Below are 22,833 nucleotides of genomic sequence, written 5' to 3'. Positions count from 1 at the left end.
CCAAGAGTACGTCCCCGCCGTCGCCGACCGGCTCGTCCGACCGGTTCGCTCCGTTCCGTAGCGAGTCGACCACATTTAGTGCCCTGGGGTGGCGCGTCCCGCCCGGCCCGGTGGCGCGTCCTGTCCGGCCCGGTGGCGGGGCGCGACCGGGCGCGGTGACGGCCGGTTTTCCCGCCAGCCGGGGCGGGAAACGCCTCAGGCGGTCGGCACCCAGCTCGCGTCCCGCTTCTCCCGGAACGCCAGCACCCCCTCGCGCCCCTCCTCGGAGAGGAAGTACCCGGTCGACACGGCGGCCAGCTCGGCGATCTCGGCGCGCAGGTCGGCGGCCGGCGGCCGGCGCAGCAGGGCCTTCGCCCCGGCCAGCGCGTGCGGTGCGCCCCGCACCAGCGACGCGCATACCCGCTCCACCGCCGCGTCCAGCCCGTCGGCCGGCACGGCGGTGGTGACCAGGCCGATCTCGGCGGCCCGCCGGCCGTCGAAGGTGTCGCCGGTCAGGTACAGCTCGGCGGCCGCCCGGGGGGCCAGCCGGGGAAGCACGGTCGCCGAGATCACCGCCGGGACCACCCCGATCCGCACCTCGGTGAAGGCGAACGTCGCCTCCTGCGCGCAGACCGCCAGGTCGGCCGCCGCGATCAGGCCCAACCCGCCGGCCCGCGCCGGCCCGGCCACCCGGGCCACCACCGGCTTCGGGCACTCCCACACCGCCGCGAGCACGTCGCCGAGCATCCCCGCCGGGACCGTCCCACTGGCGTACGCGGCGGCGGTCTCCTTCAGGTCGGCGCCGGAGCAGAACACCGGGCCGGTGTGGTCGAGCACGACCACCCGGACCGCGTCGTCCGCCACCACGGCGGACAGCCCGGCCAGCAGCTCGGTCATCAGCGGCGTGGAGAGCGCGTTGCGGTTGTGCGGGCTGTTCAGGGTGAGGGTGGTCACCCCGCGGGCCGTGGTGACCCGCACGAGCGCGTCGGAGGAGGTCATGCGGGCACACTAGTGGCCATGCCCGGCGTCCTTCCAGAAGGCGAAGCCGTCCCCGTCGACGGCTCGCTGCCCGCCACCGCCACCCGCGCCGTCGGCGCGCGCGGCTTCGGCGTGTACGTGCACGTGCCGTTCTGCGCCAGTCGGTGCGGCTACTGCGACTTCAACACGTACACGGCTGACGAGTTGGGCGGCGGGGCCGGCCGCGAGTCGTACGCCGACACGGTGCTGGCCGAGCTGGCCCTCGCCGGCCGGGTGCTCGGCGACACCCCGCCGCCGAGGGTCGACACCGTGTTCGTCGGCGGCGGCACACCAACCCTGCTGCCCGCCGACGACCTGGCCCGGATCCTCGGCGGCATCGACCGCACCTGGGGGCTGGCCGCCGACGCCGAGGTGACCACCGAGGCCAACCCGGAGTCGGTGACGCCGGAGTCGCTGAAGACCCTGCGGGCGGCCGGGTACACCCGGATCTCGCTGGGCATGCAGTCCGCCGCGCCGGGAGTGCTGGCCGTGCTCGACCGCCGGCACAGCGCCGGCCGGGCCACCGCCGCCGCGGCCGAGGCCCGCGACGCCGGGTTCGACCACGTCAACCTGGACCTGATCTACGGCACGCCGGGGGAGCGCGCCGAGGACTTCGCGGCCTCCCTCGACCAGGTGGTCGCCGCCGGGGTGGACCACGTCAGCGCGTACGCCCTGATCGTGGAGGACGGCACCCGGCTGGCCGCGCGGATGCGGCGCGGCGAGCTGCCGTACCCCTCCGACGACGTGGCGGCGGACCGCTACCTGGCAGCGGAGGCGGCCCTCGGCGCGGCTGGCTTCTCCTGGTACGAGGTGTCCAACTGGGCCCGTACGCCGGCCGGCCGGTGCCGGCACAACCTGCTCTACTGGACCGGCGCGGACTGGTGGGGCCTGGGCCCGGGGGCGCACAGCCACGTCGGCGGGGTGCGCTGGTGGAACGTCAAGCACCCGAGCGCGTACGCGAAGCGGCTCGCGGCGGGGGAGTCCCCCGGCCTGGCCCGGGAGGTGCTCACGCCCGGCGAGGCGCACATGGAGGACGTGATGCTGCGGCTCCGGCTCGCCTCCGGCCTGCCGCTGGACGTGCTGGACGCGCCCGGCCGGGCCGGCGCGGAGCGGGCCGTGGCCGGCGGGCTGCTCGACCCGGCCGGGTACGCGGCCGGCCGGGCCGTGCTCACCCTGCGCGGCCGGCTGCTGGCCGACGCGGTCGTCCGCGACCTGCTGCCCTGACGGGGTGATCCGACCGGCCGGGGGAGCGGCCGGCCGGGGTCACTTGATCAGGCTGACGGTCATCGGGTAGCGGTAGGGGGTGCCCTCGTTCGCCTTGATGCCGGCGATGATGCCGAAGATGATGCCGATGACCATGGCGGCGAACCCGACCAGCGCGCCCACCAGGATGCAGGTGAGGATCCAGCCGATCAGGGCGATGACCGACCAGAGGAGCTGGAAGTTCAGCGCCGCCACCGCGTGGGCGCGGACCGTCGGCGACTGGTTGCCCCGGGCGAGGAGGGCGATCAGCGGCGCGAGCCAGCCGAGCACGCCGCCGCCGAGGAACATCCCCGCCGCGCCACCGAAGTGGGCGACCAGGATCCAGGTCTTGTCCTCGTTGTTGGCGTAGCCGCCGGAGGGCGCACCGCCGGTCGGATATCCGCCACCGGGCGGGTAGCCACCGGGGGGCGGATAGCCTCCGGGGGGCGGGTAGCCGCCCGCTGAGGGCTGGTCACCGGAGGGCGGCGGATAGCCACCGGGTGGGGGATAGCCGCCCGCCCCGGGTGCGCCGGACAGTGGTGCGGTGGGGGGCTCGTACGACGAGCCGTACGGTGCTGACGGCGGGTTGCCCTCGGGCGGGTAGCCGCCCGGGTCGCCCGCTCCGGGAGGGCGAGGTGGTTCAGTCATGCACGTCACGGTAGGGGCTGCCGGCAAGGGGGCACCAGAGCGACACTGGTCGGGTCCGAGGGGATGATCGGCCAGCGGGGCCGGCACCCCGCCCCGTCGCCCGGCCGGCCGACGGTCCGTCTGTGATCTTACCGACGGAGGGGCAGCCGACGTAGACTGGCACTCATTACAGTCGAGTGCCAGGCTTCGCCGGCCGGCGCGCAGGCCCGGGGCGTCGCCGCGACGACGGGCACCGACGTGCGACAGGAGGTAAGGGGAGTGGGTCTCGACGACCGCAAGCTCGCCGTGCTCCGCGCCATCGTCGAGGACTACGTCGCCACTCAGGAGCCGGTCGGCAGCAAGGCCCTGGTCGAGCGCCACCAGCTCGGCGTCTCCCCGGCGACCGTCCGCAACGACATGGCCGTGCTGGAGGAGGAGGGGTACATCCGGCAGCCGCACACCAGCGCCGGGCGGGTGCCCACCGACCGGGGCTACCGGCTCTTCGTCGACCGGCTCTCCCGGGTCAAGCCGCTCAGCCCGGCCGAGCGCCGGGCCATCGAGCGCTTCCTGGTCGGCGCCGTCGACCTGGACGACGTGGTGCACCGTACGGTCCGGCTGCTCGCCCAGCTCACCCGGCAGGTCGCCGTGGTGCAGTACCCGTCGCTGGCCCGGTCCTCGGTGCGGCACCTGGAGCTGGTGCCGATCTCCACCACCCGGCTGATGCTGGTGATGATCGCCGACACGGGGCGGGTCGAGCAGCGGCTGGTCGAGCTGCCCGCGCCGATCCCCGCCGACACCGTCACCGACCTGCGCCGGCTGGTCAACGAGAAGCTGGTCGGCAGCCGGCTGTCGGAGACCCCGCCGCTGGTGCAGGCCCTGGTCGAGGAGTCTGCGGCGCACCTGCGCCCGGCCATGACCACGCTGGCCACGGTGCTGCTGGAGACGCTGGTCGAGCGGCACGAGGAGCGCATCGCGCTGGCCGGCACCGCCAACCTCACCCGGGGCGGCCTGCTGGACTTCCAGGGTTCGCTGCGGCCGATCCTGGAGGCGCTGGAGGAGGAGGTGGTGATGCTCAAGCTCATCGGCGAGGCCGAGTCGACCACCACCCGGGTGCTGATCGGCGACGAGAACGAGATCGACAACCTGCGCGCCGCCTCGGTGGTGAGCACCGGGTACGGGCCGGGGGCGACGGCGCTCGGCGGCCTGGGCGTGCTCGGCCCCACCAGGATGGACTACCCCGGCACCATCGCCACGGTGCGAGCCGTGGCACGCTACGTGGGCGAGCTGCTGGCCCAGAACTGACCAGTCAGGGCCGACGGCCGGCTCCGGCCGCCGACCGGCGCAACGCGAGACGAACATGAGGACACGGAACGCAGTGGCCAGGGACTACTACGGCATCCTCGGCGTAGGCCGGGAAGCCTCCGACGACGAGATCAAGCGCGCCTACCGCAAGCTGGCGCGGCAGTTCCACCCGGACGTGAATCCGGACCCGGAGGCACAGGAGAAGTTCAAGGAGATCAACGCCGCGTACGAGGTCCTCTCGGACGACCGGAAGCGGCAGATCGTCGACCTGGGCGGCGACCCGCTCGCCCCGGGCGGCGGGGGCGCCGGCCCGGGCGGGCCCGGCGGGGCCGGCCCGTTCGTCGGCTTCCAGGACATCATGGACGCCTTCTTCGGCGGCGCGGCCGGCGGCGCGCGCGGGCCGCGCCCGCGCACCCGGCCGGGGGCCGACGCGATCCTGCGGCTGGAGCTGGACCTGCACGAGACGGCGTTCGGCGTCGAGGCGCCGATCACCGTCGACACCGCCGTGCTCTGCACCACCTGCTCCGGCGCGGGCACCGCCGCCGGCACCCACCTGGCCACCTGCGAGGCGTGCGGCGGCCGGGGCGAGGTGCAGTCGGTGCAGCGCACGTTCCTCGGCCAGGTGGTCTCCGCCCGGCCGTGCACGGTCTGCCAGGGGTATGGCACCACGATCCCGCACCCCTGCCCGACCTGCGCCGGCGACGGGCGGGTGCGTACCCGCCGCTCGCTGACCGTGAAGATCCCGGCCGGGGTCGAGGACGGCATGCGGATCCGGCTGGCCCAGCAGGGCGAGGTCGGCCCGGGCGGCGGCACCGCCGGCGACCTGTACGTGGAGATCCACGAGCGCCCGCACGACGTCTACTCCCGCAAGGGCGACGACCTGCACTGCCGGGTGACCGTCCCGATGACCGCCGCCGCGCTCGGCACCCGGCTGACCATCAAGACGCTGGACAGCGAGGAGACGGTCGACGTCAAGGCCGGCACCCAGCCGGGCAGCACCCTGCGGCTGCGCGCCCGGGGCGTGCCGCACCTGCGGGGCACCGGCCGCGGCGACCTCTACGTCCACCTCGACGTGCGGACCCCGACCAAGCTCGACGCCGACCAGGAGAAGATGCTGCGCGACTTCGCCAAGACCCGGGGCGAGGAGGTCGCCGAGCTTTCCAAGCAGGGCGGCTTCTTCTCCCGGATGCGCGACGCGTTCAACGGGCACCCCTGACCCCGGTCCGCCCGGCCTCGCCGCCCCGGTCCCCGCCGGGGCGGCTAACCTGATCGTCGTGTCCGCGCCGCTGTTCCTGGTCGAGTCGCTGCCCACCGCTGCCCAGCTGACCCTGGACGGCCCCGAGGGACATCACGCCGCCACCGTGCAGCGGCTGCGGGTGGGCGAGGAACTGCTGCTCGCCGACGGCCGGGGCGGCACCGCGTCCGCTGTGGTCACCGCCGTCGGCCGGGGCAGCCTGGAGCTCGACATCACCTCCCGGGGGTACGTCGACGCGTCCGCGCCCCGGCTCGTGGTGGTGCAGGGCATCGCCAAGGGCGACCGGGGCGAGCTTGCCGTGCAGGCGATGACCGAGGTCGGGGTGGACGAGATCGTCCCCTGGGGTGCGTCCCGCTCGGTGGTGCAGTGGCGCGGCGACCGGGGCGTACGGGCGCGGGAGAAGTGGGTGGCCACCGCCCGGGAGGCGGCGAAGCAGGCCCGCCGGGCGTGGCTGCCGGTGCTGGCCGGGGCCCCCGACGAGTCCACCGCCACCGTGGCCCGGCGGATCGCCGGGTCCGCCGCCGCGTTCGTCCTGCACGAGGAGGCCGACGACCGGCTGACCACCGTGGAACTTCCCGACGCGGGCGAGATCGTGCTGGTCGTCGGCCCGGAGGGCGGCATCGCCGAGCCCGAGCTGGCCACCTTCGCCGCCGCCGGCGCCCGCCCGGTCCGCCTGGGCCCGTCGGTCCTGCGCACCTCCACGGCCGGCGTAGCCGCCCTCTCAGTCCTCTCCACCCGCCTCCCCCGCTGGTAACCCGTCCCCCCGGGCCTCAGCTCGCACTTACCCGGAATGAGTGGTCATCCCGCGTGGAACAGCCACTCATTCCGTGAATTTGCGCCAACTGGTGGCCCGGTGGGGTGGGGGTTAGGAACGGAGGTAGCTGGCGCCGTTCAGGTCGATGATGGTGCCGGAGGTCCACTCCGCCTCGGGGCTGGCCAGCCAGTGGATGGCGGCGGCGATCTCGTCGGGGCGGGCGACCCGGTTGAACGGGCTCTGGGCACGGATCGCCGCGCCCCGCTCGCCGGCCAGGTGCTCCGTGGTCATGTCCGTCTCCACGAAGCCGGGGGCCACCGTGGCCACCGCGATGCCGTACGGGGCGAGTGCCACCGCGAGGGACTGGCCGAGCGCGTTCAGCCCCGCCTTGCTCGCCCCGTACGCCGGCTGGTCCGGCTCGCCCCGGAACGCACCCCGGGAGGAGACGTTGACGATCCGCCCGCCCCGCTCGCGCATGTGCTGGGCGGCGCACCAGGTCACGTTGGCCGCCCCGGTCAGGTTGGTCTCCAGCGCCTGCCGCCAGCGCCGCTGCCAGTCGGCGTAGGACGCGCCGAAGACCGGGTGCGGGGCGTCCCGCTCGCCGTACACGCCGGCGTTGTTGACCAGCACGTCCAGGCCGCCGAGGCGGGCTGCCGCGTCGTCGACCATCGCCCGTACCGCGTCGGGGTCGGTCAGGTCCGCGCGGACCACGACGTGGCCGTCGCCCGGCAGTTCGGCGCGCAGCCCCTCGGCCAGCTCCGCCGAGTCCCGGTGGTGGATCGCCACCCGGTCCCCGCCCGCCGCGAACCTCGCCGCCACCGCGCGCCCGATGCCACGCGAGGACCCCGTCACCAGTACTGCCCGTGTAGTCACGCCGCCATCATGCCCGAGCAGGCCGGCACGCCTTACCATGCCCCGATGGGATCCGACTGCTTGTTCTGCCGAATCGTCGCCGGGGAGATCCCGGCCACCATAGTCCGGGAGACCGACACCACCCTGGCGTTCCGGGACATCTCCCCGAAGGCCCCGGTGCACGTGCTGGTCATCCCCAAGGAGCACTACGCCGACGTGGCCACCCTGGGCCAGGGCGACCCGGCGCTGGCCGGGGAGCTGCTGGCCGCGGCGGCCGTCGTGGCCGAGGACGAGGGGCTGCTCGGCGACGGCTACCGGCTGATGTTCAACACCGGGGCGTACGGGGGCCAGGAGGTCTTCCACGTCCACGCGCATGTGCTCGGCGGCGCGCCGCTCGGCCCGATGATCTGCCGGTAGGCGGGCGGTGGTGAGCGAGATCGACGGCCGCCTGGAGCGGATGGTGCGGCGGGTCCAGGCCGACGGGCGGGTGCCGGCCGTGTCGGCCGCCCTGCACCGGGCCGACCGGCCGCCGTGGACGTGCGCGGTCGGCGGCACCGGCAACGACGGCGTCCTCGGCCCGGAGACGCTGTTCCGGATCGGTTCGGTCACCAAGACCTTCACCGCCGTGCTGGTTCTCCAGTGCCGCGACGCGGGCCTGCTCGACCTGGACGACCCGGTGGGCCGGCACCTCGACGTCCCGGCGCACGGCGAGCTGACCGTGCGCCGGCTGCTGTCGCACACCTCAGGCCTGCAACGGGAGCCGCACGGCGACGTCTGGGACACCCTGGCCGCCCCCGACGTGGACGCGCTGCTCGCCGACCTGGCCCGGGCCGAGCGGGTGCTGCCGCCGGCCCGCCGCTACCACTACTCCAACCTCGGCATGGCGCTGCTCGGCCAGCTCGTCGCGCGGCTGCGCGGCGGCTCCTGGGCGGAGGTGCTCGGCGAGCGGGTGCTCGCCCCGCTCGGGCTGACCGCCACCGCCGACCGGCCCGGCCCGGCGGCGGCCACCGGGTTCCTGATCGACGCGTACTCCGACGAGGCGCACCCGGAGCCGCCGACGGACTTCGGCGCGGTCGGCCCGGCCGCCCAGCTCTGGAGCACCGCCTCGGACATGGCCCGGTGGGCGGCGTTCCTGGCCGACCCGGCGGCGCTGGACCCGGCCGGCGCGGTGCTCGCCCCGGCCACCCTGGACGAGATGCGCTGGCCGCTGACCGTCACCGACGAGACGTCCTGGGGCGCGGGCTTCGGGCTGGGACTCATCCTCGTGCCGCAGGGCGAGCGGGTGGTGCACGTCGGGCACGACGGGGCGATGCCCGGCTTCCTGGCCGCCGTCTACGGCCGGCGTGGCGGCGACGGCACCGCCGGGGCGATGGGGGCGGCGGTGCTCGGCTCGTCCGGGACCGGAGTGCAGGTGATGGACCTGCCGCACCGGCTGCTGGCGGCGTCCGCCGAGCACGACCCGGCCGACGTCGAGCCGTGGCGGCCGGGAGAGCCCGCCCCGGCGCACCTGCGCGGGATGCTGGGCCGCTGGTGGGGCGAGGGCTTCGAGTACGTCTTCGGCTGGCACGACGGGGCCCTGCGGGCCCGGGGCGCGGACGACCCGGCGGGGAAGCCCCCGGCGGTCTTCGCCCCGGTGCCGGACCGGCCGGACGTGTTCCGCACCGTGTCCGGGCGGGAGGTCGGCGAGCTGCTCCGGCTGACCCGGGACGCGGACGGGACGGTGGTCCGGCTGCACTGGGCCACCTACCGGTTCACCCGGGCCCAGGAGACCTTCGACGGGTACGACTTCCGGCGCTGACCCCCGCCCCGGAGCGTCGCTGACCCCGCCCCGAGCATCGCTGACCCCCGCCCCGGGTGGGGCGGCTCGGCGGCAGGCGGGGCGGGTCGGCGGCCCGGGTAATGGCAGAGGTGCCACCGTGCGGGAAACGATAGGATGGGGGCAACGTCCGACCGCCGCGCCCACCAGGCCTGGCGCCGAGAGTGAGAGCAGGTGGCGCAGGGCCCCTCGGCCCGACCTATGACCGGCACCCCGCCTCCCGGCCCGCCCCGGGTGCAGACCAGGATCACCGTCCCCGACTCCAAGATCATGGTCAACCTGCTGGGCGCGGGCGACGAGATCCTGCGACTCGTCGAACGCTCGGTCAGCAGCGACGTGCACGTCCGCGGCAACGAGATCACCATCACCGGTGCTCCCGCGGACAACGCCCTCGCTGAGCGCCTCTTCAGCGAGCTGCTCGAACTGATCGAGAAAGGCGAGACCCTGACCACTGACGCCGTCCGGCGTACCGTCGGCATGCTCGAGCAGGGCAGTGCCGAACGGCCCGCCGAGGTCCTGACGCACAACATCCTCTCCCGGCGCGGGCGCACCATCCGCCCCAAGACCCTCGGGCAGAAACAGTACGTCGACGCCATCGACGGGCACACCATCGTCTTCGGCATCGGCCCGGCGGGCACCGGCAAGACGTACCTGGCGATGGCGAAGGCCGTCCAGGCGCTCCAGGCCAAGCAGGTCGACCGGATCATCCTGACCCGGCCGGCGGTCGAGGCGGGGGAGCGGCTCGGCTTCCTGCCCGGCACGCTGAACGAGAAGATCGACCCCTACCTGCGCCCGCTCTACGACGCGCTGCACGACATGCTCGACCCGGAGACCATCCCGAAGCTGATGGCGGCCGGGACGATCGAGGTCGCGCCGCTGGCGTACATGCGCGGGCGTACGTTGAACAACGCGTTCATCATCCTCGACGAGGCTCAGAACACCACGCCCGAGCAGATGAAGATGTTCCTCACCCGGCTCGGCTTCGGTTCCAAGATCGTGGTCACCGGCGATGTCACCCAGGTGGACCTTCCCGGCGGGACGACCAGCGGCCTGCGGATCGTCCGGGAGATCCTGGGAAACGTGGAGGACGTGCACTTCTCGCAGCTCTCCAGCTCCGACGTGGTGCGTCACACACTGGTCGGGAAGATCGTTGACGCGTACGCCCGCTGGGACGCCGAGCGGGAGAACCAGCAGGCGCAGGGCGTGCACGCCGTGCCGGGGCGGACCGCCCCGGGCGGTCGGGCCGGCCGGCGCCGCCAGACCTAGGGAACCCAGTTGTCCATCGAGATCGCCAACGAGTCCGGTGTCGAGGTCGACACGGACGCCGTGCTCGCCGTCGCCCGGTACGCCCTCGACGAGATGGGGGTCAACCCCCTCGCCGAGCTGTCAGTGCTGCTGGTCGACATCGACTACATGACCGAGCTGAACCACCGCTGGATGGGCGGCGACGGCCCGACCGACGTGCTCGCCTTCCCCATGGACGAGGGCAGCGTCGACCACGGGCCGGGCGAGGCCAGCGCGTCCGGTGGGGAGCCGGCCCTGCTCGGCGACATCGTGCTCTGCCCTGAGGTGGCGGCCAAGCAGGCCGCGACCGCCGGCCACGCGGCGGCGGACGAGCTGCACCTGCTCACCGTGCACGGGGTCCTGCACCTGCTCGGGTACGACCACGCCGAGCCGGAGGAGGAGCGGGAGATGTTCGAGCTCCAGGCCCGGCTGCTGGCCGGCTGGCGGTCGACCCGGTCCCGGTGATGCCCACCCTGATATCGGCGGCCGGCGCCCCCGCCGGCCTGCCCGACCTGCAACTGCTCGTCTTCGCGGCCGGGCTGGTGGTGCTCGCCGGCCTGATCGCGATGACCGAGGCGGCGCTCGCGGCGGTGTCCCCGGCCCGGGCGGCCGAGCTGGCCCGCGACGGCGCCCGGGGCGCCCGCACCCTCCAGGCGGTCGCCGGCGACGTGGTCCGCCACCTCAACCTGCTGCTGCTGCTCCGGCTGCTGGCCGAGCTGACCGCCACCACGCTGGTCGCGCTGGTGGCGGTCGACACGTTCGGCGCTGGCTGGCGGGCTGCCCTGATCACCGCCGGCGCGATGACCGTGATCAGCTTCGTGGTGGTCGGCGTCGGCCCGCGCACCATCGGCCGGCAGCACGCGTACGCGGTCGGCCGGGCGGTCGCCCCGCTGGTGCGCTGGCTCGGGCGGGCGCTCAACCCGCTCGCCTCGCTGCTGATCCTGATCGGCAACGCGGTCACCCCGGGGCGCGGCTTCCGGGAGGGGCCGTTCGCCACCCAGGTGGAGCTGCGCGAGCTGGTCGACCTGGCCGAGCAGCGCGGCGTTGTGGAGCACGGCGAGCGGCAGATGATCCACTCGGTCTTCGCGCTCGGCGACACCATCGCCCGCGAGGTGATGGTGCCGCGCACCGAAATGCTGTGGATAGAGGAACGCAAGACCCTCTCCCAGGCGCTGACGCTCTTCCTGCGCTCCGGCTTCTCCCGCATCCCGGTGATCGGGGAGAGCGTCGACGACGTGCTGGGCGTGCTCTACCTGAAGGACCTGATCCGGCGTACCCGGGGCGGCGACCAGGCCGCGGCCCGGCTGCCGGTGGCCGAGCTGATGCGTCCGGCGACCTTCGTCCCGGAGTCCAAGCCGGTAGACGACCTGCTGTCGGAGATGCAGGCGGCCCGAAACCACCTGGTCATCGTCGTCGACGAGTACGGCGGCACCGGCGGCCTGGTCACCATCGAGGACATCCTCGAGGAGATCGTCGGGGAGATCACCGACGAGTACGATGTCGAGCGCCCGCCGGTCGAACGGCTGGAGGACGGTTCGGTGCGGGTCACCGCCCGGCTGCCGGTCGAGACCCTCGGCGAGCTGTTCGACGTCGAGCTGCCCGCCGACGAGGTCGAGACGGTCGGCGGCCTGCTCGCCCAGGCCCTGGGCCGGGTTCCGATCCCCGGCGCGGAGGCCGACGTGGCCAAGCTCCGGCTGCACGCCGAGGGCACCACCGGCCGGCGCAACCGGATAGACACCGTGCTGGTCAGCCGGGTCGAGCCGACCGACCATCCCGACACCACCCCGGGGCGCGGCGAGCCCGCCGACCACCGGGGCAACCAGAACCGATCCGAGGAGAGGCAATCCGCCGATGCCTGAGTCACCCGCCGCACCCGCGGCCCTGCCCACCCCGACCGCGCCGGTCGAGCTGACCGCCGAGGACGGCAAGCTGGTCGTCCTGGCGCGCGGCGCGCGGGGCCGGGTGGGCGCCGTGGAGGGAGCGGCGGTACGCGACCAGGACGGCCGCACGTACACGGCGGCGAGCGTCTCGCTGCCCTCGCTCACGCTCACCGCCCTCCAGCTCGCGGTGGCTTCCGCCGTGGCGGCCGGGGCCACCCGACTGGAGGCCGCCGTGGTGGTGACCGAGGCGTCGACCCTGGACGGGGCGGGGCACGCCGCCGTCCGCGACCTGGCCGCCGACGCGCCGGTCCACGTGGCTGCCCCGGACGGCACCGTCCTCGGCACGGTGGTCGAGTGACCGGCCGTCCCGCAGCCGGCCGTTCCGCAGCCGGTCGCCGCGACAGTCGTCCCGCAGCAGGTCGCCGCGACGGCGGGGGCGCTGCGGCCGGTGGCCGCGCGTCCGGCGGCGGCGAGCCGGAGAAGCTTCCGTACCGGGCCGGGTTCGCCTGCTTCGTGGGCCGGCCGAACGCCGGCAAGTCGACGCTGACCAACGCCATCATCGGCACGAAGATCGCGATCACCTCGAACAAGCCGCAGACCACCCGGCACATCATCCGGGCCGTGCTGCACCGGCCGGAGTCGCAGCTCGTCCTGGTCGACACCCCGGGCCTGCACCGCCCCCGCACGCTGCTCGGCGAGCGCCTGAACGACCTGGTCCGCTCCACCTGGAGCGAGGTCGACGTGATCGGCCTGTGCATCCCGGCGAACGAGCCGGTCGGCCGGGGTGACCGGTTCATCACCGGCGAGCTGGCCGAGCTGAAGGCCACCGTGATGGCCGTGGTGACCAAGACCGACCTGGTGGACAAGCGGCGACTGGCCGAGCAGCTTCTCGCGGTCAGCAAGCTGGGCGAGTTCGCCGAGGTGGTGCCGGTCAGCGCGGTGTCCGGTCACCAGGTCGACACCCTGGTCGACGTGATGACCGGCTACCTGCCCGAGTCGCCGCAGCTCTACCCGGACGACATGCTCACCGAGGACCCGGAGCAGGTGCTGATCGCCGAGATGATCCGGGAGGCGGCCCTGGAGGGGGTCCGCGACGAGCTGCCGCACTCCATCGCCGTGGTGGTGGAGGAGATGATCCCCGAGGGTCAGCTCATGAAGATCTACGCCGACGTCTACGTCGAGCGGTCCAGCCAGAAGGCGATCGTGCTCGGTCACCAGGCCAGCCGGCTCAAGCAGGTCGGCATCACCGCCCGCCAGCAGATCGAGGAGTTGCTCGGCACCCGGGTCTACCTGGACCTGCACGTGCGGGTGGCGAAGGAGTGGCAGCGCGACCCCAACCAGCTCCGCAAGCTCGGCTTCTGACCCGGATCCGCCCCGCGCGCCGGGTCGCCGACGTGCGGGGCGGATTTGGGGAGTTTCCACCTTCGTCATCGACGAGACGGTGCTGCGCCGGGGGCCGGCGCGGGTGCTGCGCCCGCAGTTGGCGCACCTGCTGGCGATGAGCGAGCGGCCCCGCGTCCTGATCCACGTCGTGCCCGCGACGGCCGGGCTTCACCTCGGCTGATCCACCCCGGCGGCGGTCCCGGGTCAGGCCCGGTTATGGCTCTTTTCACTTTCAGCCCGCGATGGTGGGTGTTTGCCGGCGTTCGGTCGGAGGGTAGGGAACGTTTGCGCCCTGCCCCCTGACATTGAAGCAGGCTGATGCGAAACCGATACCTGGACCTGCTGCGCTTCCTGGCGATCATCCGAGTCGTGGTCTACCACGTGAGCGGATGGGCCACGCTGACGCTGCTCTTCCCGGCCATGTCGGTGATGTTCGCGCTTGCCGGATCGCTCATGGCGGCGTCGCTGGACAGGTCCGGGGTGCCGGCGGTGGGCCGGCGGCTGCGCCGCCTGCTGCCGTCGCTGTGGGTGGTGGCCGCGATCTTCGTACCCGCCATGCTGCTCACCGGGCTGCCGCTGACGCCGAAGGTGCTGCTCTGGGCGTTCCCCGTCGCCGACCCACCGGCCAACTACTGGGGGTCGCTGGCGCTCAGCGTGATCTGGTACCTGCGCGACTACCTCTGGTTCGTGTTCGCCTCGCCCCTCGCGCTCTGGCTGTTCCGGCGGGCCCCGTGGCCCACCCTGCTCGCCCCGTACGCCCTGCTGGCCGCGATCGAGGTCGGCATGCTGCCGAACGCGCCGACGGTGCTGCGGGACTTCGGCCTGTACTTCGGGGCCTGGCTGCTCGGCTTCGCCCACCACGACGGCCTGCTGCGCCGCATGGCCACCCGGGTGCTGGTCCCGACCGCGCTCACCCTCGGCGCCGCCGGGGCGGCCTGGATCGTCACCCACCCCGGCCCCCGGGGGTACGACCTGAACGACATGCCGATGGGAAACGCGCTCTGGTCGGCGGCATTCATCCTGGTGGCGATCGGCCGGGCCCCGGCGTCGGCGGCCTGGGTGGACCGCAACGCCCTGCTCGGCCGCGCGGTGACCGTGCTGAACCGGCGGGCGCTGACCGCCTACCTCTGGCACATGCCGTTCGTGGTGGCGCTCACCCCGCTGGTCGACGTCGTCGGCTGGTCCCACCAGGACCCGGTCGGGCTGGCGATCCGGGTGGCGCTGGTCTTCGCGCTGGTCGGCGTGGTCACCGTGCTGGTCGGCTGGGTGGAGGACGTGGCGGCCGGTCGGCCCCCGGAGCTGCTCCCAGGCGGCCGACCCCCCACGGCGGCCCGCCCCGGCGGCGCTCCGGCCGGCGGGGCCGTCGTGCCGGTCAGCCCCGCTCCGGCGGGGCAGGCGATGGTGCCGGCGCCCCGGGCCCCCGAGGAGTACGCCATCAAGCTCAGCGCGCGCTGACCGTCACGTTCCCGCTGCCGGCGGCGACGTCGACCAGCAGCGGCGCGGTCGGGTCGTCCGGGACGCCGAGGTCGGCGTCGCCCGACCCGACGCTCGACCGCACCCGGTACCGGCCGGCGGGCACGACCAGGTCCACGTTCCCGCTGTCGGCGTGGGCCCGCGCCGAGGCCGGGACGGACAGCTCCACGTCGATGTCACCCGAGCCGGTCTCGGCGTCAACCTGACCGCCGAGACCCCGCCCCGTGACGTTGCCCGAGTCGGCCCGCAGGGTGGCCGGGCCGGGCACGTCATCCACCTCCACGTTGCCGGAACCGGTCTCGGCCCGTACCGGGCCGGTGGCCCCGCCGACGTGGATGTTGCCCGAGCCGACCCGCAGCTCCACCGCACCGACCCGGGACAGGTCGATGTCGCCCGAGCCGCTCTCGCCGCGCACCGCCGTCCCCGGGGGCACGGTCACGTCGTACGACACCGAGCAACGGCGGCCGCAGTCGGTGTCCAGCACCAGCTCGTCGCCGTGCACCTCGTACCGGGTGTCGGGCTGGGCGCCGTGGTAGCGCAGCACCCGCTTGACGCGGATCTGACCGGTCGGACCGGTGCCGCGTACCGTCACGTCGCCCGTCCCCGGACGCACGACGATCCGGGTCACGGTGGCGGTCTCGGTGGTGTCGAAGTCGAGCTGGCGCATCGACAACGTGTCGCACCCGGCGACGAGGATCAGGGCGGCGGCGCCGCCGACGGCGAGGGCGGTGCTGGCCACCGGCCGCCGGGCGGTGACGGCGGCGCGGCGTGGTGCGGCGGCCCGGGTGGGCGCGGCGGTGGGATGCGGAGCCATGCCGGCACGCTACGGCCGGGCCGGCCCGGGGCGCATCCGGGATCGCGCGTCGGCTACCCCGAACCGACCCTGATTTCACACCCCGAGGAGAATGACCGGATGCCCGGGTACCGCCGACAGCTCTACCGCGACGACGCGGTGGTGCTGCGCGTGCAGAAGCTCGGCGAGTCCGACCGGATCATCACCCTGCTCACCCGCCGGCATGGCCGGCTCCGCGCGGTGGCCCGGGGGGTCCGCCGCACCACCAGCAAGTTCGGCGCCCGGCTGGAGCCGTTCGGCCACATCGACGTGCAGCTCGCCGGCGACCCGAAGGGCAACACCGGCAGCTCGCTGCACAGCGTCAGCCAGGTCGAGGGGATCGACCTGTACGGCAAGCGGTTCCTCGGCGACTACCCGCGCTACACGGCGGCCAGCGCGATCGCCGAGACGGCCGAGCGGCTCACCCCCGTCGAGCGGGAGCCCTCGCTGCGGCTGTTCCAGCTCACCCTCGGCGCGCTGAAGTCCCTCTCCCGGGGCGACCACGCCACCACGCTGGTGCTCGACGCGTACCTGCTGCGCGGGATGACCCTCGCGGGGTGGGCCCCCGCGCTGACCGCGTGCGCGGTCTGCGGCACCCCGGGGCGGCACCGGGCGTTCTCCGTGCCGGCGGGCGGCGCGGTCTGCCCGGACTGCCGGCCCCCCGGCGCGGCCCACCCCGCCCCGGCCACCGTCGACCTGATGTCCGCGCTCACCACCGGCGACTGGGTGCTCGCCGACGCCACCGAGACCGGCGTACGCCGGGAGTGCAGCGGCTTGGTCGCGGCGCACCTGCAGTGGCACCTGGAGCGCGCGTTACGCTCGCTGCCGCTGGTCGACCGGGGCGCTCCGGTCGCCGGCCCGGTGGTGCCGGACGTGAGCAGGGAGAGAGCCGAGTGATCCGATCGATGAGGGCCGGCCGGCGCGAGCCGGTGCCGCCGACTCCGCACCCGTCGGGCGCCCGGCCCCCGGCGCTGCCCCCGGGGGCGGTGCCCCGGCACGTCGCCGTGGTGATGGACGGCAACGGCCGGTGGGCCAAGGAGCGCGGGCTGCCCCGCACCAAGGGCCACGAGGCGGGGGAGTTCAGCCTCTTCGACACCATCGAGGGCGCGATCGAGCTGGGCGTGCCCTACCTCTCGGCGTACGCGTTCTCCACGGAGAACTGGCGGCGCTCGCCCGACGAGGTCCGGTTCCTGATGGGCTTCAACCGGGACGTCATCCGCCGCCGCCGCGACCAACTCGTCGACCTCGGCGTCCGGGTGGTCTGGTCCGGCCGGGCCGGGCGGCTGTGGAAGAGCGTCATCTCCGAGTTGCAGACCGCCGAGGAGATGTCCCAGGGGAACTCGACGCTGACCCTCCAGTTCTGCGTCAACTACGGCGGGCAGGCGGAGATCGCCGACGCCGCCGCCGCGATCGCCCGCGACGTGGCGGCCGGCCGGCTCGACCCGGACAAGGTCAACGAGAAGCTGATCGCGAAGTACCTCTACCACCCGGAGATCCCCGAGGTGGACCTCTTCCTCCGCCCGTCCGGCGAGGAACGGATCTCCAACTTCCTGCTCTGGCAGACCGCGTACGCGGAGCTGGTGTTCCTCGACACCCTCTGGCCGGACTTCGACCGCCGCCACCTCTGGTACGCCTGCGAGCTGTACGCCCAGCGGGACCGGCGCTTCGGTGGGGCGCTGCCCAACCCGGTCGCCCCGTCGGCCTGAGCCCAGGCTTACCGGCGTGCCCGGCTGGGTATCAACCTCTCAGCAGCCACGACGCGGAGGTGAACCCACATGATTCAGAAGCGGATAGGCCAGTGGGCGGTCATGGCGGTCGCCGTGCCGCTGGCCGCGGCCGGAGCTCGCCGGCTCAGCCACACCCTGGAGGCCCGGCGCGGCCCGACCGGCGTGAGCCGGGTGCTCAGCAAGGGCGCCGACCTGCTGCGCCCACAGAAGGCGAAGCGTCGCCGGTTCTGGTGAGCCGTCCGTCGGCCCCGCCCTCCCGCACCGGGGGCGGGGTCGACGCGTTCCTGTGCGGAGACGGCGTCTCCCGAAGGGCCGGCGCTGACGTGTTTCCCGAGGTCGCGGCGGCAGGCGGGCATAGGATCGGCCCGGGTGCGCCGTGGCGGATGCGCCCGCCACGGGGGTGGGGGATGCGGGATCTCCGGTACGAGATGACGGCCGCGTTGGCCGCTGCGGACCTGGTGGAGGCGTCGCGCCGGGAGCAGGTCGCCGACCTGTGCGCCGGAGTCGCCGAGCGGTACTGCGCCGAGCTGGGACACGCCCCGGGCGTTCGGTCCGGGGAGATCGCCGAGCTGTCCACCGGCGACCCGGCCCCGGCCTGGGCCCCGACGCCTCCCGGCGCCGCACGGCAGCCCTGAGGAACCGTCACCGACGGGCGGCGGCTCTCCCCGGAACACGTTCGCCGGCCCGGTGTGAGTCGACCGGGCCGGCCGGGGCGGGCGCGCCCCGGCCGGCCCGATCGTCGTGACCGTCAGCGCGGCTCGCGCGTCACGCCTGCACCTCGGAGCGGTCGCCGGCCCACAGCGTGTGGAACGACCCCTCCCGGTCCACCCGCTGGTAGGTGTGCGCGCCGAAGTTGTCCCGCAGCCCCTGGATCAGCGCGGCGGGCAGCCGCTCGGCGCGCAGCCCGTCGAAGTACGCCAGCGACGAGGAGAACGCCGGAGTCGGCACGCCGGCCCGGGCCGCGTCGACCACCACCCGTCGCCAGCTCGGTACGCCGGCGCTGACCGCCTCGGCGAACCACGGCGCCACCAGCAGCGACGGCAGCTCCGGCTGGGCGTCGTACGCCTCCTTGATCCGATCCAGGAAGCGGGCCCGGATGATGCAGCCGCCCCGCCAGATCGTCGCGGTGCCGCCCAGGTCGATGTCCCAGTCGTACTCCCGGCTGCCGGCGCGGATGTGGTCGAAGCCCTGCGCGTACGCGACGATCTTGCTGGCCAGCAGCGCGCGCCGCACGTCCTCGACGAAGGCGTCCCGGTCCTCGACCTGCCACTTCTCCCCGGCGTCGCCGAACGCCCGGCGGGCGGCCTCGCGCTGGTCGGCGTGCCCGGACAGCGACCGGGCGAAGGTGGCCTCGGCGATGCCGGTGATCGGGATGCCCAGGTCCAGCGCGCTCTGCACCGTCCAGCGGCCGGTGCCCTTCTGCTCGGCCTGGTCCAGCACGACGTCGACGAACGCCCGCCCGGTCGCCGCGTCGGTGTGCCCCAGCACCTCGGCGGTGATCTCGATGAGGAACGACTCCAGCTCGCCGGTGTTCCACTCCCGGAAGATGTCCGCGATCTCCGCCGGGCTCGCCGACAGCCCGGCCCGCAGCAGGTCGTACGCCTCCGCGATGAGCTGCATGTCGGCGTACTCGATGCCGTTGTGCACCATCTTCACGAAGTGGCCGGCGCCGTCCGGGCCGATGTGCCGGCAGCACGGGGTGCCGTCGACCTGGGCGGCGATCTTCTCGAACATGGGGCCGAGCTTCGCGTACGACTCGGCGGAGCCGCCCGGCATGATGCTCGGCCCGCGCAGTGCGCCCTCCTCGCCGCCCGACACGCCGGTGCCGGAGAAGTGCAGCCCGTGCCCGCGCAGCGCCTCCTCCCGTCGCCGGGTGTCGGCGAAGTGGGCGTTGCCGCAGTCGACGACGATGTCGCCCTCCTCCAGAAGCGGGACCAGCTCGTCGATCACCGCGTCGGTCGGGGCGCCGGCCTTCACCATCACGATCACCGCGCGGGGGCGCTCCAGCGACGCCACGAAGTCCGCGAGGGACTCCGACGGCACGAACGTGCCCTCGTCGCCGTGCTCGGCGACCAGGCTGCGGGTGCGCTCCGGGGACCGGTTGTGCACCGCCACCGTGAACCCGTTGCGGGCCAGGTTCCGGGCCAGGTTCCGGCCCATCACCGCCAGCCCGGTCACGCCGATCTGCGCTGTCGCCTGTTGCGTCATCCGTACCCGCCGTCCCTCGCGTCGCCTGTGCTGCGACCGTATCGCGCCGGGTGCGCGCCGGGGGACGGACCTCGACGCGGTGTCACAGGTTGGTCGCGTCCGGCCGCGCCGCAGCAGTTCTTTGGTGTCGGTAATTCGGGTGCGCCTTGCGGGTGGATGGACTACTGTCGGGTCCATGCGTAACTGACGCCCCTCTTTCGGAAGCCGGCCCGCCGCTGTCGCCGCGGGTCCGCCGCTCCGGGCGTCCGCATTCCGTCGTCGCCGCCGTCGTTCCCGCGCGGCGTTCCTCGTGGTCGGGCCCGCCGGGGCGCCCCGTTCCCCGCTCGCCGCGTCGTCGGCGCCCCGGTCCCGGTGGCGTCGCCGGTGCCCACCTGACCAGGAGGCCGCGTATGCCCGCCAAGCGCAGTTCCCGCAAGCCCCGCCCGTCGTCCCCGCGTCCGTCCCCGGCGAAGGCGACGCCGCCGGACCTCGACGCTGCCGCCGTCGCGCCGGTCGTCCCGGTTCCGCCGGTGGTGACGCCGCCGGACCTCGACGGTGTCGCCGCCGCGCCGGTCGTCCCGGTGGTGGCGACGCCGCCCGCGCCGAAGGCCGGCCCGCCGGCCGGCGGCACCCGGTTCACCGGCGCTGCCCGCAGCCAGCGCGCCGGCCAGGGCCGCCGGTACGCGTTCCGCCGCAGCTGATCCGCCAAGATCGACTCCGTGTGCGGCGCATTGCCGGTCTCCGTTCCCCGGAAACCCGACATGCCGCACACGGAGTCGATCAGCCACGGCTCGCGGTCGTTGACGGCCGGCGGCGCGGCGTGGTCGGTGCGGTCCGGTGGAGGCTCAGCCGGTCAGCCGATCAGTGGGCGGAACGCGCCCAGCGCGATGCTGACCGCCAGCGCCGCCCCGGCCAAGGCCGCCGCCCCGGCGATCAGCAGGCCGTCGGCGGCCCGGAACCGCTGCCGCCGGGCGACGGTGCGTGGGGTGCCCGCGTCGAAACCGCGGGCGTCCATCGCCACCGCGAGCCGGGCGCCGCGCCGGATAGCCCCCACCAGCAGCGCGAACGCGGTCGAGACGAACATCCGTATCCGGGCCAGGGGGTTGCGCCCGGCGTCGACCCCGCGTGCCCGCCGCGCCATGCTGATCATCTGCCACTCCTGACCCAGCAACGGCACCAGCCGGAACGCCGCCAGCGCGCCGATCGCGAACCGGGCCGGCGCCTTCGCGTTCTGGATCAGCGCGTCGGCCAGGTCGGTCGGGTCGGTGGTGGCGAAGACGATCACGCCGGGCAGTGCCACGGCCAGCATGCGCAGCGCCAGCCCGAGCGCGGTCAGCAGCACCCCGCTGGTGACCAGCACCGGCCCCACGTCGACCAGCACCCGGCCGGAGCGATCGGCGGCGAACAGGACCAGGGTGGCCACGACGCCGACCGCGCTGAGCAGCAGCGGCGCGGCCCGTCGGGCCAGCACCCGGTACCGGATGCCGAACAGCGGCAGCACGGCCAGCTCGACGCCGAGGGCGATCGCCGGGGCGACCGGGTCCAGGGTGGCGAGCAGGGTGAACGAGAAGACCAACGCCGCCGCGACCTTCGCCACCGGGTTGCGCCGGGCCAGCGGGGCGCCTGGCGTCGCCACCGGTTCGATGCTGATCACGTGGCCTTCACCACCTCGCCGGACGCGCCGGTCCCGTCGTCCGTCAGGGCGCCGTCTCTGTCGGTCCCGCCGTCCGTCAGGTTGTCGTTCCTGTCGCTCGCGCCGTCCGTCAAGTAATCGTTCCTGTCGGTCACGTCGCCGCCGCCGAAGGCTCGCGGGTCACGGTGATCCGCCGGTCGGCCAGGGCCGCGACGAAGTCCGGGTCGTGGGTGACGGTGACTACGCCGTGCCCGGCGTCGCGCAGCTCGGCGAAGAGGTCGACCAGCTCCAGCCAGGTCCGTCGGTCCTGGCCGAAGGTGGGCTCGTCGCAGACCAGCAGCCGGGGCGCGGTGGCCAGGGCGGTCGCCACGCTCAGCCGCCGAGCCTCCCCACCCGAGAGGGTGTACGGGTTCGCGCGGGCCAGCGCCGCCAGGCGCAGCCGATCCAGCAGACCGTCCACGATGGCCCGGACGGCGGTCTCGGGCTGACCGGTGCGGCGCGGGCCGAGGGCCAGCTCGTCGAAGACCGTTCCGGTGACGAACTGGTGCTCCGGGTCCTGGAAGACCGATCCGATCCGGCTCGCCAGGGCGGGGGCCCGCCAGCGGTACGGGGGGGTCCGGGCATCCCTGCCGGCCAGCTCCCCGGTCGCCGCCACCCGGCCGGTCGCCGGCCGGAGCAGGCCGCCCAGCAGCAGTGCCAGGGTGGACTTGCCGGCGCCGTTGGGGCCGAGCACGGCCAGCGCCTCGCCGGCGCGTACCGCGAGGTCGATCGGGGCGAGCCTGGGCGGCAGGGCGACCCGGTCGGCGCTGATCAGCAGGTCTCCCGGAGCCGCGCCGGCGTGCCGGGGCGCCACGGTCCGGCCGGGCACCCAGACTCCGTCGGCGGCGAGGGCGTCGCCGTGGGCGGCGAAGACCGCCTCCGGCGGCCCGTCGGCGCGTACCCCGCCGCCGGGCTCCAGCACCACCACCCGGTCGACCAACGGCAACGCCTCGGCGACCCGGTGCTCGACCAGGATCAGCGTGGTGTCGCCGTCCATCGCGTCGGCCACCGCGCGGCGGACCAGCGCCGCCCCGGCCGGGTCGAGGTTCGCGGTCGGCTCGTCGAGCAGCAGCAGACCCGGCCGCAGGGCGAGCGTCCCGGCCAGGGCGAGCCGCTGCTGTTCCCCGCCGGAGAGGGCGGCGGTCGGCCGGTCCCGGTGGTACGGGAAGCCGACCCGGCGCAGCGCCTCGTCCACCCGGGGCCAGATCTCGTCGGCCGGTACGCCCCGGTTCTCCAGCCCGAACGCCACATCGTCGCCGCAGCGGGCCATGACGAGCTGGGTCTCCGGGTCCTGGAAGACGATGCCGACCCGCTCCCGATCCGCGCGCGGATCGACCCCGTCGACCTCGACGGTGCCCTCCTGCTCGCCCGAGTCCTCGGGCAGGAGCCCGGCCAGCGCGGCCAGCAGCGTGCTCTTGCCCGCCCCCGACGGCCCGAGCAGCAGCACCCGCTCACCGCGCTCGACGCGCAGGTCCACCCCCCGCACCGCCCAGGCCCGCCGCCCAGCATGCCGCCACCCAAACCCCCGCACCCCAACCCCACCCACACCCA

26 protein-coding genes are annotated in these 22,833 nt (G+C 74.5%); 18 read left to right on the top strand and 8 right to left on the bottom strand.

Features of this window, described 5'->3' with window-relative positions:
• Positions 1 to 195 precede the first annotated feature (195 nt).
• Complete coding sequence (locus OG617_RS06945) at positions 196 to 978, bottom strand: enoyl-CoA hydratase-related protein (protein ID WP_405099738.1); 783 nt, start codon at positions 976 to 978, stop codon at positions 196 to 198.
• An 18-nt stretch (positions 979 to 996) separates the two neighbouring features.
• On the opposite strand from OG617_RS06945, the gene hemW reads away from it, so the two are divergent.
• On the top strand, positions 997 to 2,220 hold the full coding sequence (hemW, locus tag OG617_RS06940) for a radical SAM family heme chaperone HemW (RefSeq protein WP_405099736.1): 1,224 nt from the start codon (positions 997 to 999) through the stop codon (positions 2,218 to 2,220).
• A 39-nt stretch (positions 2,221 to 2,259) separates the two neighbouring features.
• On the opposite strand, the gene OG617_RS06935 is transcribed toward hemW, so the two are convergent.
• Positions 2,260 to 2,886, bottom strand: coding sequence for a DUF4870 domain-containing protein (locus OG617_RS06935; protein ID WP_405099733.1), 627 nt, complete (start codon positions 2,884 to 2,886; stop codon positions 2,260 to 2,262).
• Positions 2,887 to 3,144: 258 nt separating this feature from the next.
• On the opposite strand from OG617_RS06935, the gene hrcA reads away from it, so the two are divergent.
• From hrcA to OG617_RS06920, 3 genes are all read left to right on the top strand, one after another.
• Positions 3,145 to 4,167: a heat-inducible transcriptional repressor HrcA gene (gene hrcA / locus OG617_RS06930; RefSeq protein ID WP_405099731.1), complete on the top strand. Its 1,023-nt coding sequence runs from the start codon at positions 3,145 to 3,147 to the stop codon at positions 4,165 to 4,167.
• Between the two features lie 73 nt (positions 4,168 to 4,240).
• Positions 4,241 to 5,383, top strand: coding sequence for a molecular chaperone DnaJ (gene dnaJ / locus OG617_RS06925; RefSeq protein WP_396684657.1), 1,143 nt, complete (start codon positions 4,241 to 4,243; stop codon positions 5,381 to 5,383).
• A 58-nt stretch (positions 5,384 to 5,441) separates the two neighbouring features.
• Positions 5,442 to 6,176: a 16S rRNA (uracil(1498)-N(3))-methyltransferase gene (locus OG617_RS06920; protein WP_405099729.1), complete on the top strand. Its 735-nt coding sequence runs from the start codon at positions 5,442 to 5,444 to the stop codon at positions 6,174 to 6,176.
• 111 nt (positions 6,177 to 6,287) lie between these two features.
• Here OG617_RS06920 and OG617_RS06915 read toward each other — a convergent pair whose 3' ends face one another.
• Positions 6,288 to 7,049 (bottom strand): SDR family NAD(P)-dependent oxidoreductase, encoded by a 762-nt coding sequence (locus OG617_RS06915; protein WP_405099727.1) that lies wholly within the window; start codon positions 7,047 to 7,049, stop codon positions 6,288 to 6,290.
• 45 nt (positions 7,050 to 7,094) lie between these two features.
• Here OG617_RS06915 and OG617_RS06910 point away from each other — a divergent pair, with 45 nt between their 5' ends.
• The 9 genes from OG617_RS06910 to OG617_RS06870 all read left to right on the top strand — a co-directional run bounded on the left by OG617_RS06910 (position 7,095) and on the right by OG617_RS06870 (position 14,846).
• Positions 7,095 to 7,445: a histidine triad nucleotide-binding protein gene (locus OG617_RS06910; RefSeq protein ID WP_350887224.1), complete on the top strand. Its 351-nt coding sequence runs from the start codon at positions 7,095 to 7,097 to the stop codon at positions 7,443 to 7,445.
• Between the two features lie 40 nt (positions 7,446 to 7,485).
• Positions 7,486 to 8,826 carry a serine hydrolase domain-containing protein gene (locus OG617_RS06905; RefSeq protein WP_405103516.1) on the top strand — a complete coding sequence of 447 codons (1,341 nt, stop codon included), beginning with the start codon at positions 7,486 to 7,488 and terminating at the stop codon, positions 8,824 to 8,826.
• 219 nt (positions 8,827 to 9,045) lie between these two features.
• Positions 9,046 to 10,110, top strand: a complete 1,065-nt coding sequence (locus OG617_RS06900; RefSeq protein ID WP_405099725.1) for a PhoH family protein — start codon at positions 9,046 to 9,048, stop codon at positions 10,108 to 10,110.
• A gap of 9 nt (positions 10,111 to 10,119) precedes the next feature.
• On the top strand, positions 10,120 to 10,593 hold the full coding sequence (gene ybeY / locus OG617_RS06895; RefSeq protein WP_405099723.1) for an rRNA maturation RNase YbeY: 474 nt from the start codon (positions 10,120 to 10,122) through the stop codon (positions 10,591 to 10,593).
• Positions 10,569 to 11,987 carry a hemolysin family protein gene (locus OG617_RS06890; protein WP_396684661.1) on the top strand — a complete coding sequence of 473 codons (1,419 nt, stop codon included), beginning with the start codon at positions 10,569 to 10,571 and terminating at the stop codon, positions 11,985 to 11,987. The genes ybeY and OG617_RS06890 overlap by 25 nt, the downstream gene beginning before the upstream one ends.
• The gene (locus OG617_RS06885; RefSeq protein ID WP_161691860.1) at positions 11,980 to 12,366 is read left to right on the top strand and encodes a cytidine deaminase; all 387 of its coding nucleotides are present in this window, start codon (positions 11,980 to 11,982) and stop codon (positions 12,364 to 12,366) included. Before OG617_RS06890 ends, OG617_RS06885 begins: the two co-directional genes overlap by 8 nt.
• Positions 12,363 to 13,370 carry a GTPase Era gene (gene era, locus OG617_RS06880; RefSeq protein ID WP_405099721.1) on the top strand — a complete coding sequence of 336 codons (1,008 nt, stop codon included), beginning with the start codon at positions 12,363 to 12,365 and terminating at the stop codon, positions 13,368 to 13,370. The genes OG617_RS06885 and era overlap by 4 nt, the downstream gene beginning before the upstream one ends.
• A 43-nt stretch (positions 13,371 to 13,413) precedes the next feature.
• Positions 13,414 to 13,572, top strand: coding sequence for a Scr1 family TA system antitoxin-like transcriptional regulator (locus OG617_RS06875; protein WP_405103514.1), 159 nt, complete (start codon positions 13,414 to 13,416; stop codon positions 13,570 to 13,572).
• A 137-nt stretch (positions 13,573 to 13,709) separates the two neighbouring features.
• Positions 13,710 to 14,846 carry an acyltransferase gene (locus OG617_RS06870; protein WP_405099718.1) on the top strand — a complete coding sequence of 379 codons (1,137 nt, stop codon included), beginning with the start codon at positions 13,710 to 13,712 and terminating at the stop codon, positions 14,844 to 14,846.
• Here OG617_RS06870 and OG617_RS06865 read toward each other — a convergent pair.
• The gene (locus tag OG617_RS06865) at positions 14,833 to 15,678 is read right to left on the bottom strand and encodes a DUF4097 family beta strand repeat-containing protein (RefSeq protein ID WP_405099716.1); all 846 of its coding nucleotides are present in this window, start codon (positions 15,676 to 15,678) and stop codon (positions 14,833 to 14,835) included. The two genes, OG617_RS06870 and OG617_RS06865, sit on opposite strands and share 14 nt — an antisense overlap.
• 99 nt (positions 15,679 to 15,777) lie before the next feature.
• Between OG617_RS06865 and recO the strand changes: the two genes are divergently transcribed.
• From recO to OG617_RS06845, 4 genes are all read left to right on the top strand, one after another.
• Positions 15,778 to 16,593: a DNA repair protein RecO gene (recO, locus tag OG617_RS06860; RefSeq protein WP_405099714.1), complete on the top strand. Its 816-nt coding sequence runs from the start codon at positions 15,778 to 15,780 to the stop codon at positions 16,591 to 16,593.
• An 8-nt stretch (positions 16,594 to 16,601) separates the two neighbouring features.
• Positions 16,602 to 17,402 (top strand): isoprenyl transferase, encoded by an 801-nt coding sequence (locus tag OG617_RS06855; protein ID WP_405103512.1) that lies wholly within the window; start codon positions 16,602 to 16,604, stop codon positions 17,400 to 17,402.
• 69 nt (positions 17,403 to 17,471) lie between these two features.
• Complete coding sequence (locus tag OG617_RS06850) at positions 17,472 to 17,657, top strand: hypothetical protein (RefSeq protein WP_350887253.1); 186 nt, start codon at positions 17,472 to 17,474, stop codon at positions 17,655 to 17,657.
• Between the two features lie 173 nt (positions 17,658 to 17,830).
• Positions 17,831 to 18,058 (top strand): thioredoxin reductase, encoded by a 228-nt coding sequence (locus OG617_RS06845; RefSeq protein WP_405099711.1) that lies wholly within the window; start codon positions 17,831 to 17,833, stop codon positions 18,056 to 18,058.
• Between the two features lie 130 nt (positions 18,059 to 18,188).
• Here the strand turns inward: OG617_RS06845 and gndA are convergent, their stop codons facing one another.
• Positions 18,189 to 19,631, bottom strand: a complete 1,443-nt coding sequence (gndA, locus tag OG617_RS06840) for an NADP-dependent phosphogluconate dehydrogenase (protein WP_405099709.1) — start codon at positions 19,629 to 19,631, stop codon at positions 18,189 to 18,191.
• 389 nt (positions 19,632 to 20,020) lie between these two features.
• Between gndA and OG617_RS06835 the strand changes: the two genes are divergently transcribed.
• Positions 20,021 to 20,311 carry a hypothetical protein gene (locus tag OG617_RS06835; RefSeq protein ID WP_405099707.1) on the top strand — a complete coding sequence of 97 codons (291 nt, stop codon included), beginning with the start codon at positions 20,021 to 20,023 and terminating at the stop codon, positions 20,309 to 20,311.
• Between the two features lie 152 nt (positions 20,312 to 20,463).
• On the opposite strand, the gene OG617_RS06830 is transcribed toward OG617_RS06835, so the two are convergent.
• The 3 genes from OG617_RS06830 to OG617_RS06820 are packed head-to-tail and all read right to left on the bottom strand — an operon-like array spanning position 20,464 to position 22,828.
• Positions 20,464 to 21,264, bottom strand: coding sequence for an energy-coupling factor transporter transmembrane component T family protein (locus OG617_RS06830; RefSeq protein WP_405099705.1), 801 nt, complete (start codon positions 21,262 to 21,264; stop codon positions 20,464 to 20,466).
• Positions 21,261 to 21,398, bottom strand: coding sequence for a hypothetical protein (locus OG617_RS06825; RefSeq protein WP_405099703.1), 138 nt, complete (start codon positions 21,396 to 21,398; stop codon positions 21,261 to 21,263). The genes OG617_RS06830 and OG617_RS06825 overlap by 4 nt, the downstream gene beginning before the upstream one ends.
• Positions 21,395 to 22,828, bottom strand: a complete 1,434-nt coding sequence (locus OG617_RS06820) for an ABC transporter ATP-binding protein (RefSeq protein ID WP_405099701.1) — start codon at positions 22,826 to 22,828, stop codon at positions 21,395 to 21,397. Before OG617_RS06820 ends, OG617_RS06825 begins: the two co-directional genes overlap by 4 nt.
• Positions 22,829 to 22,833: the final 5 nt, after the last annotated feature.

The organism is Micromonospora sp. NBC_01412 (genome assembly GCF_045040215.1).
Lineage (GTDB): Bacteria > Actinomycetota > Actinomycetes > Mycobacteriales > Micromonosporaceae > Micromonospora > Micromonospora rubida.
This window is presented reverse-complemented; position numbering and strand designations above follow the sequence as displayed.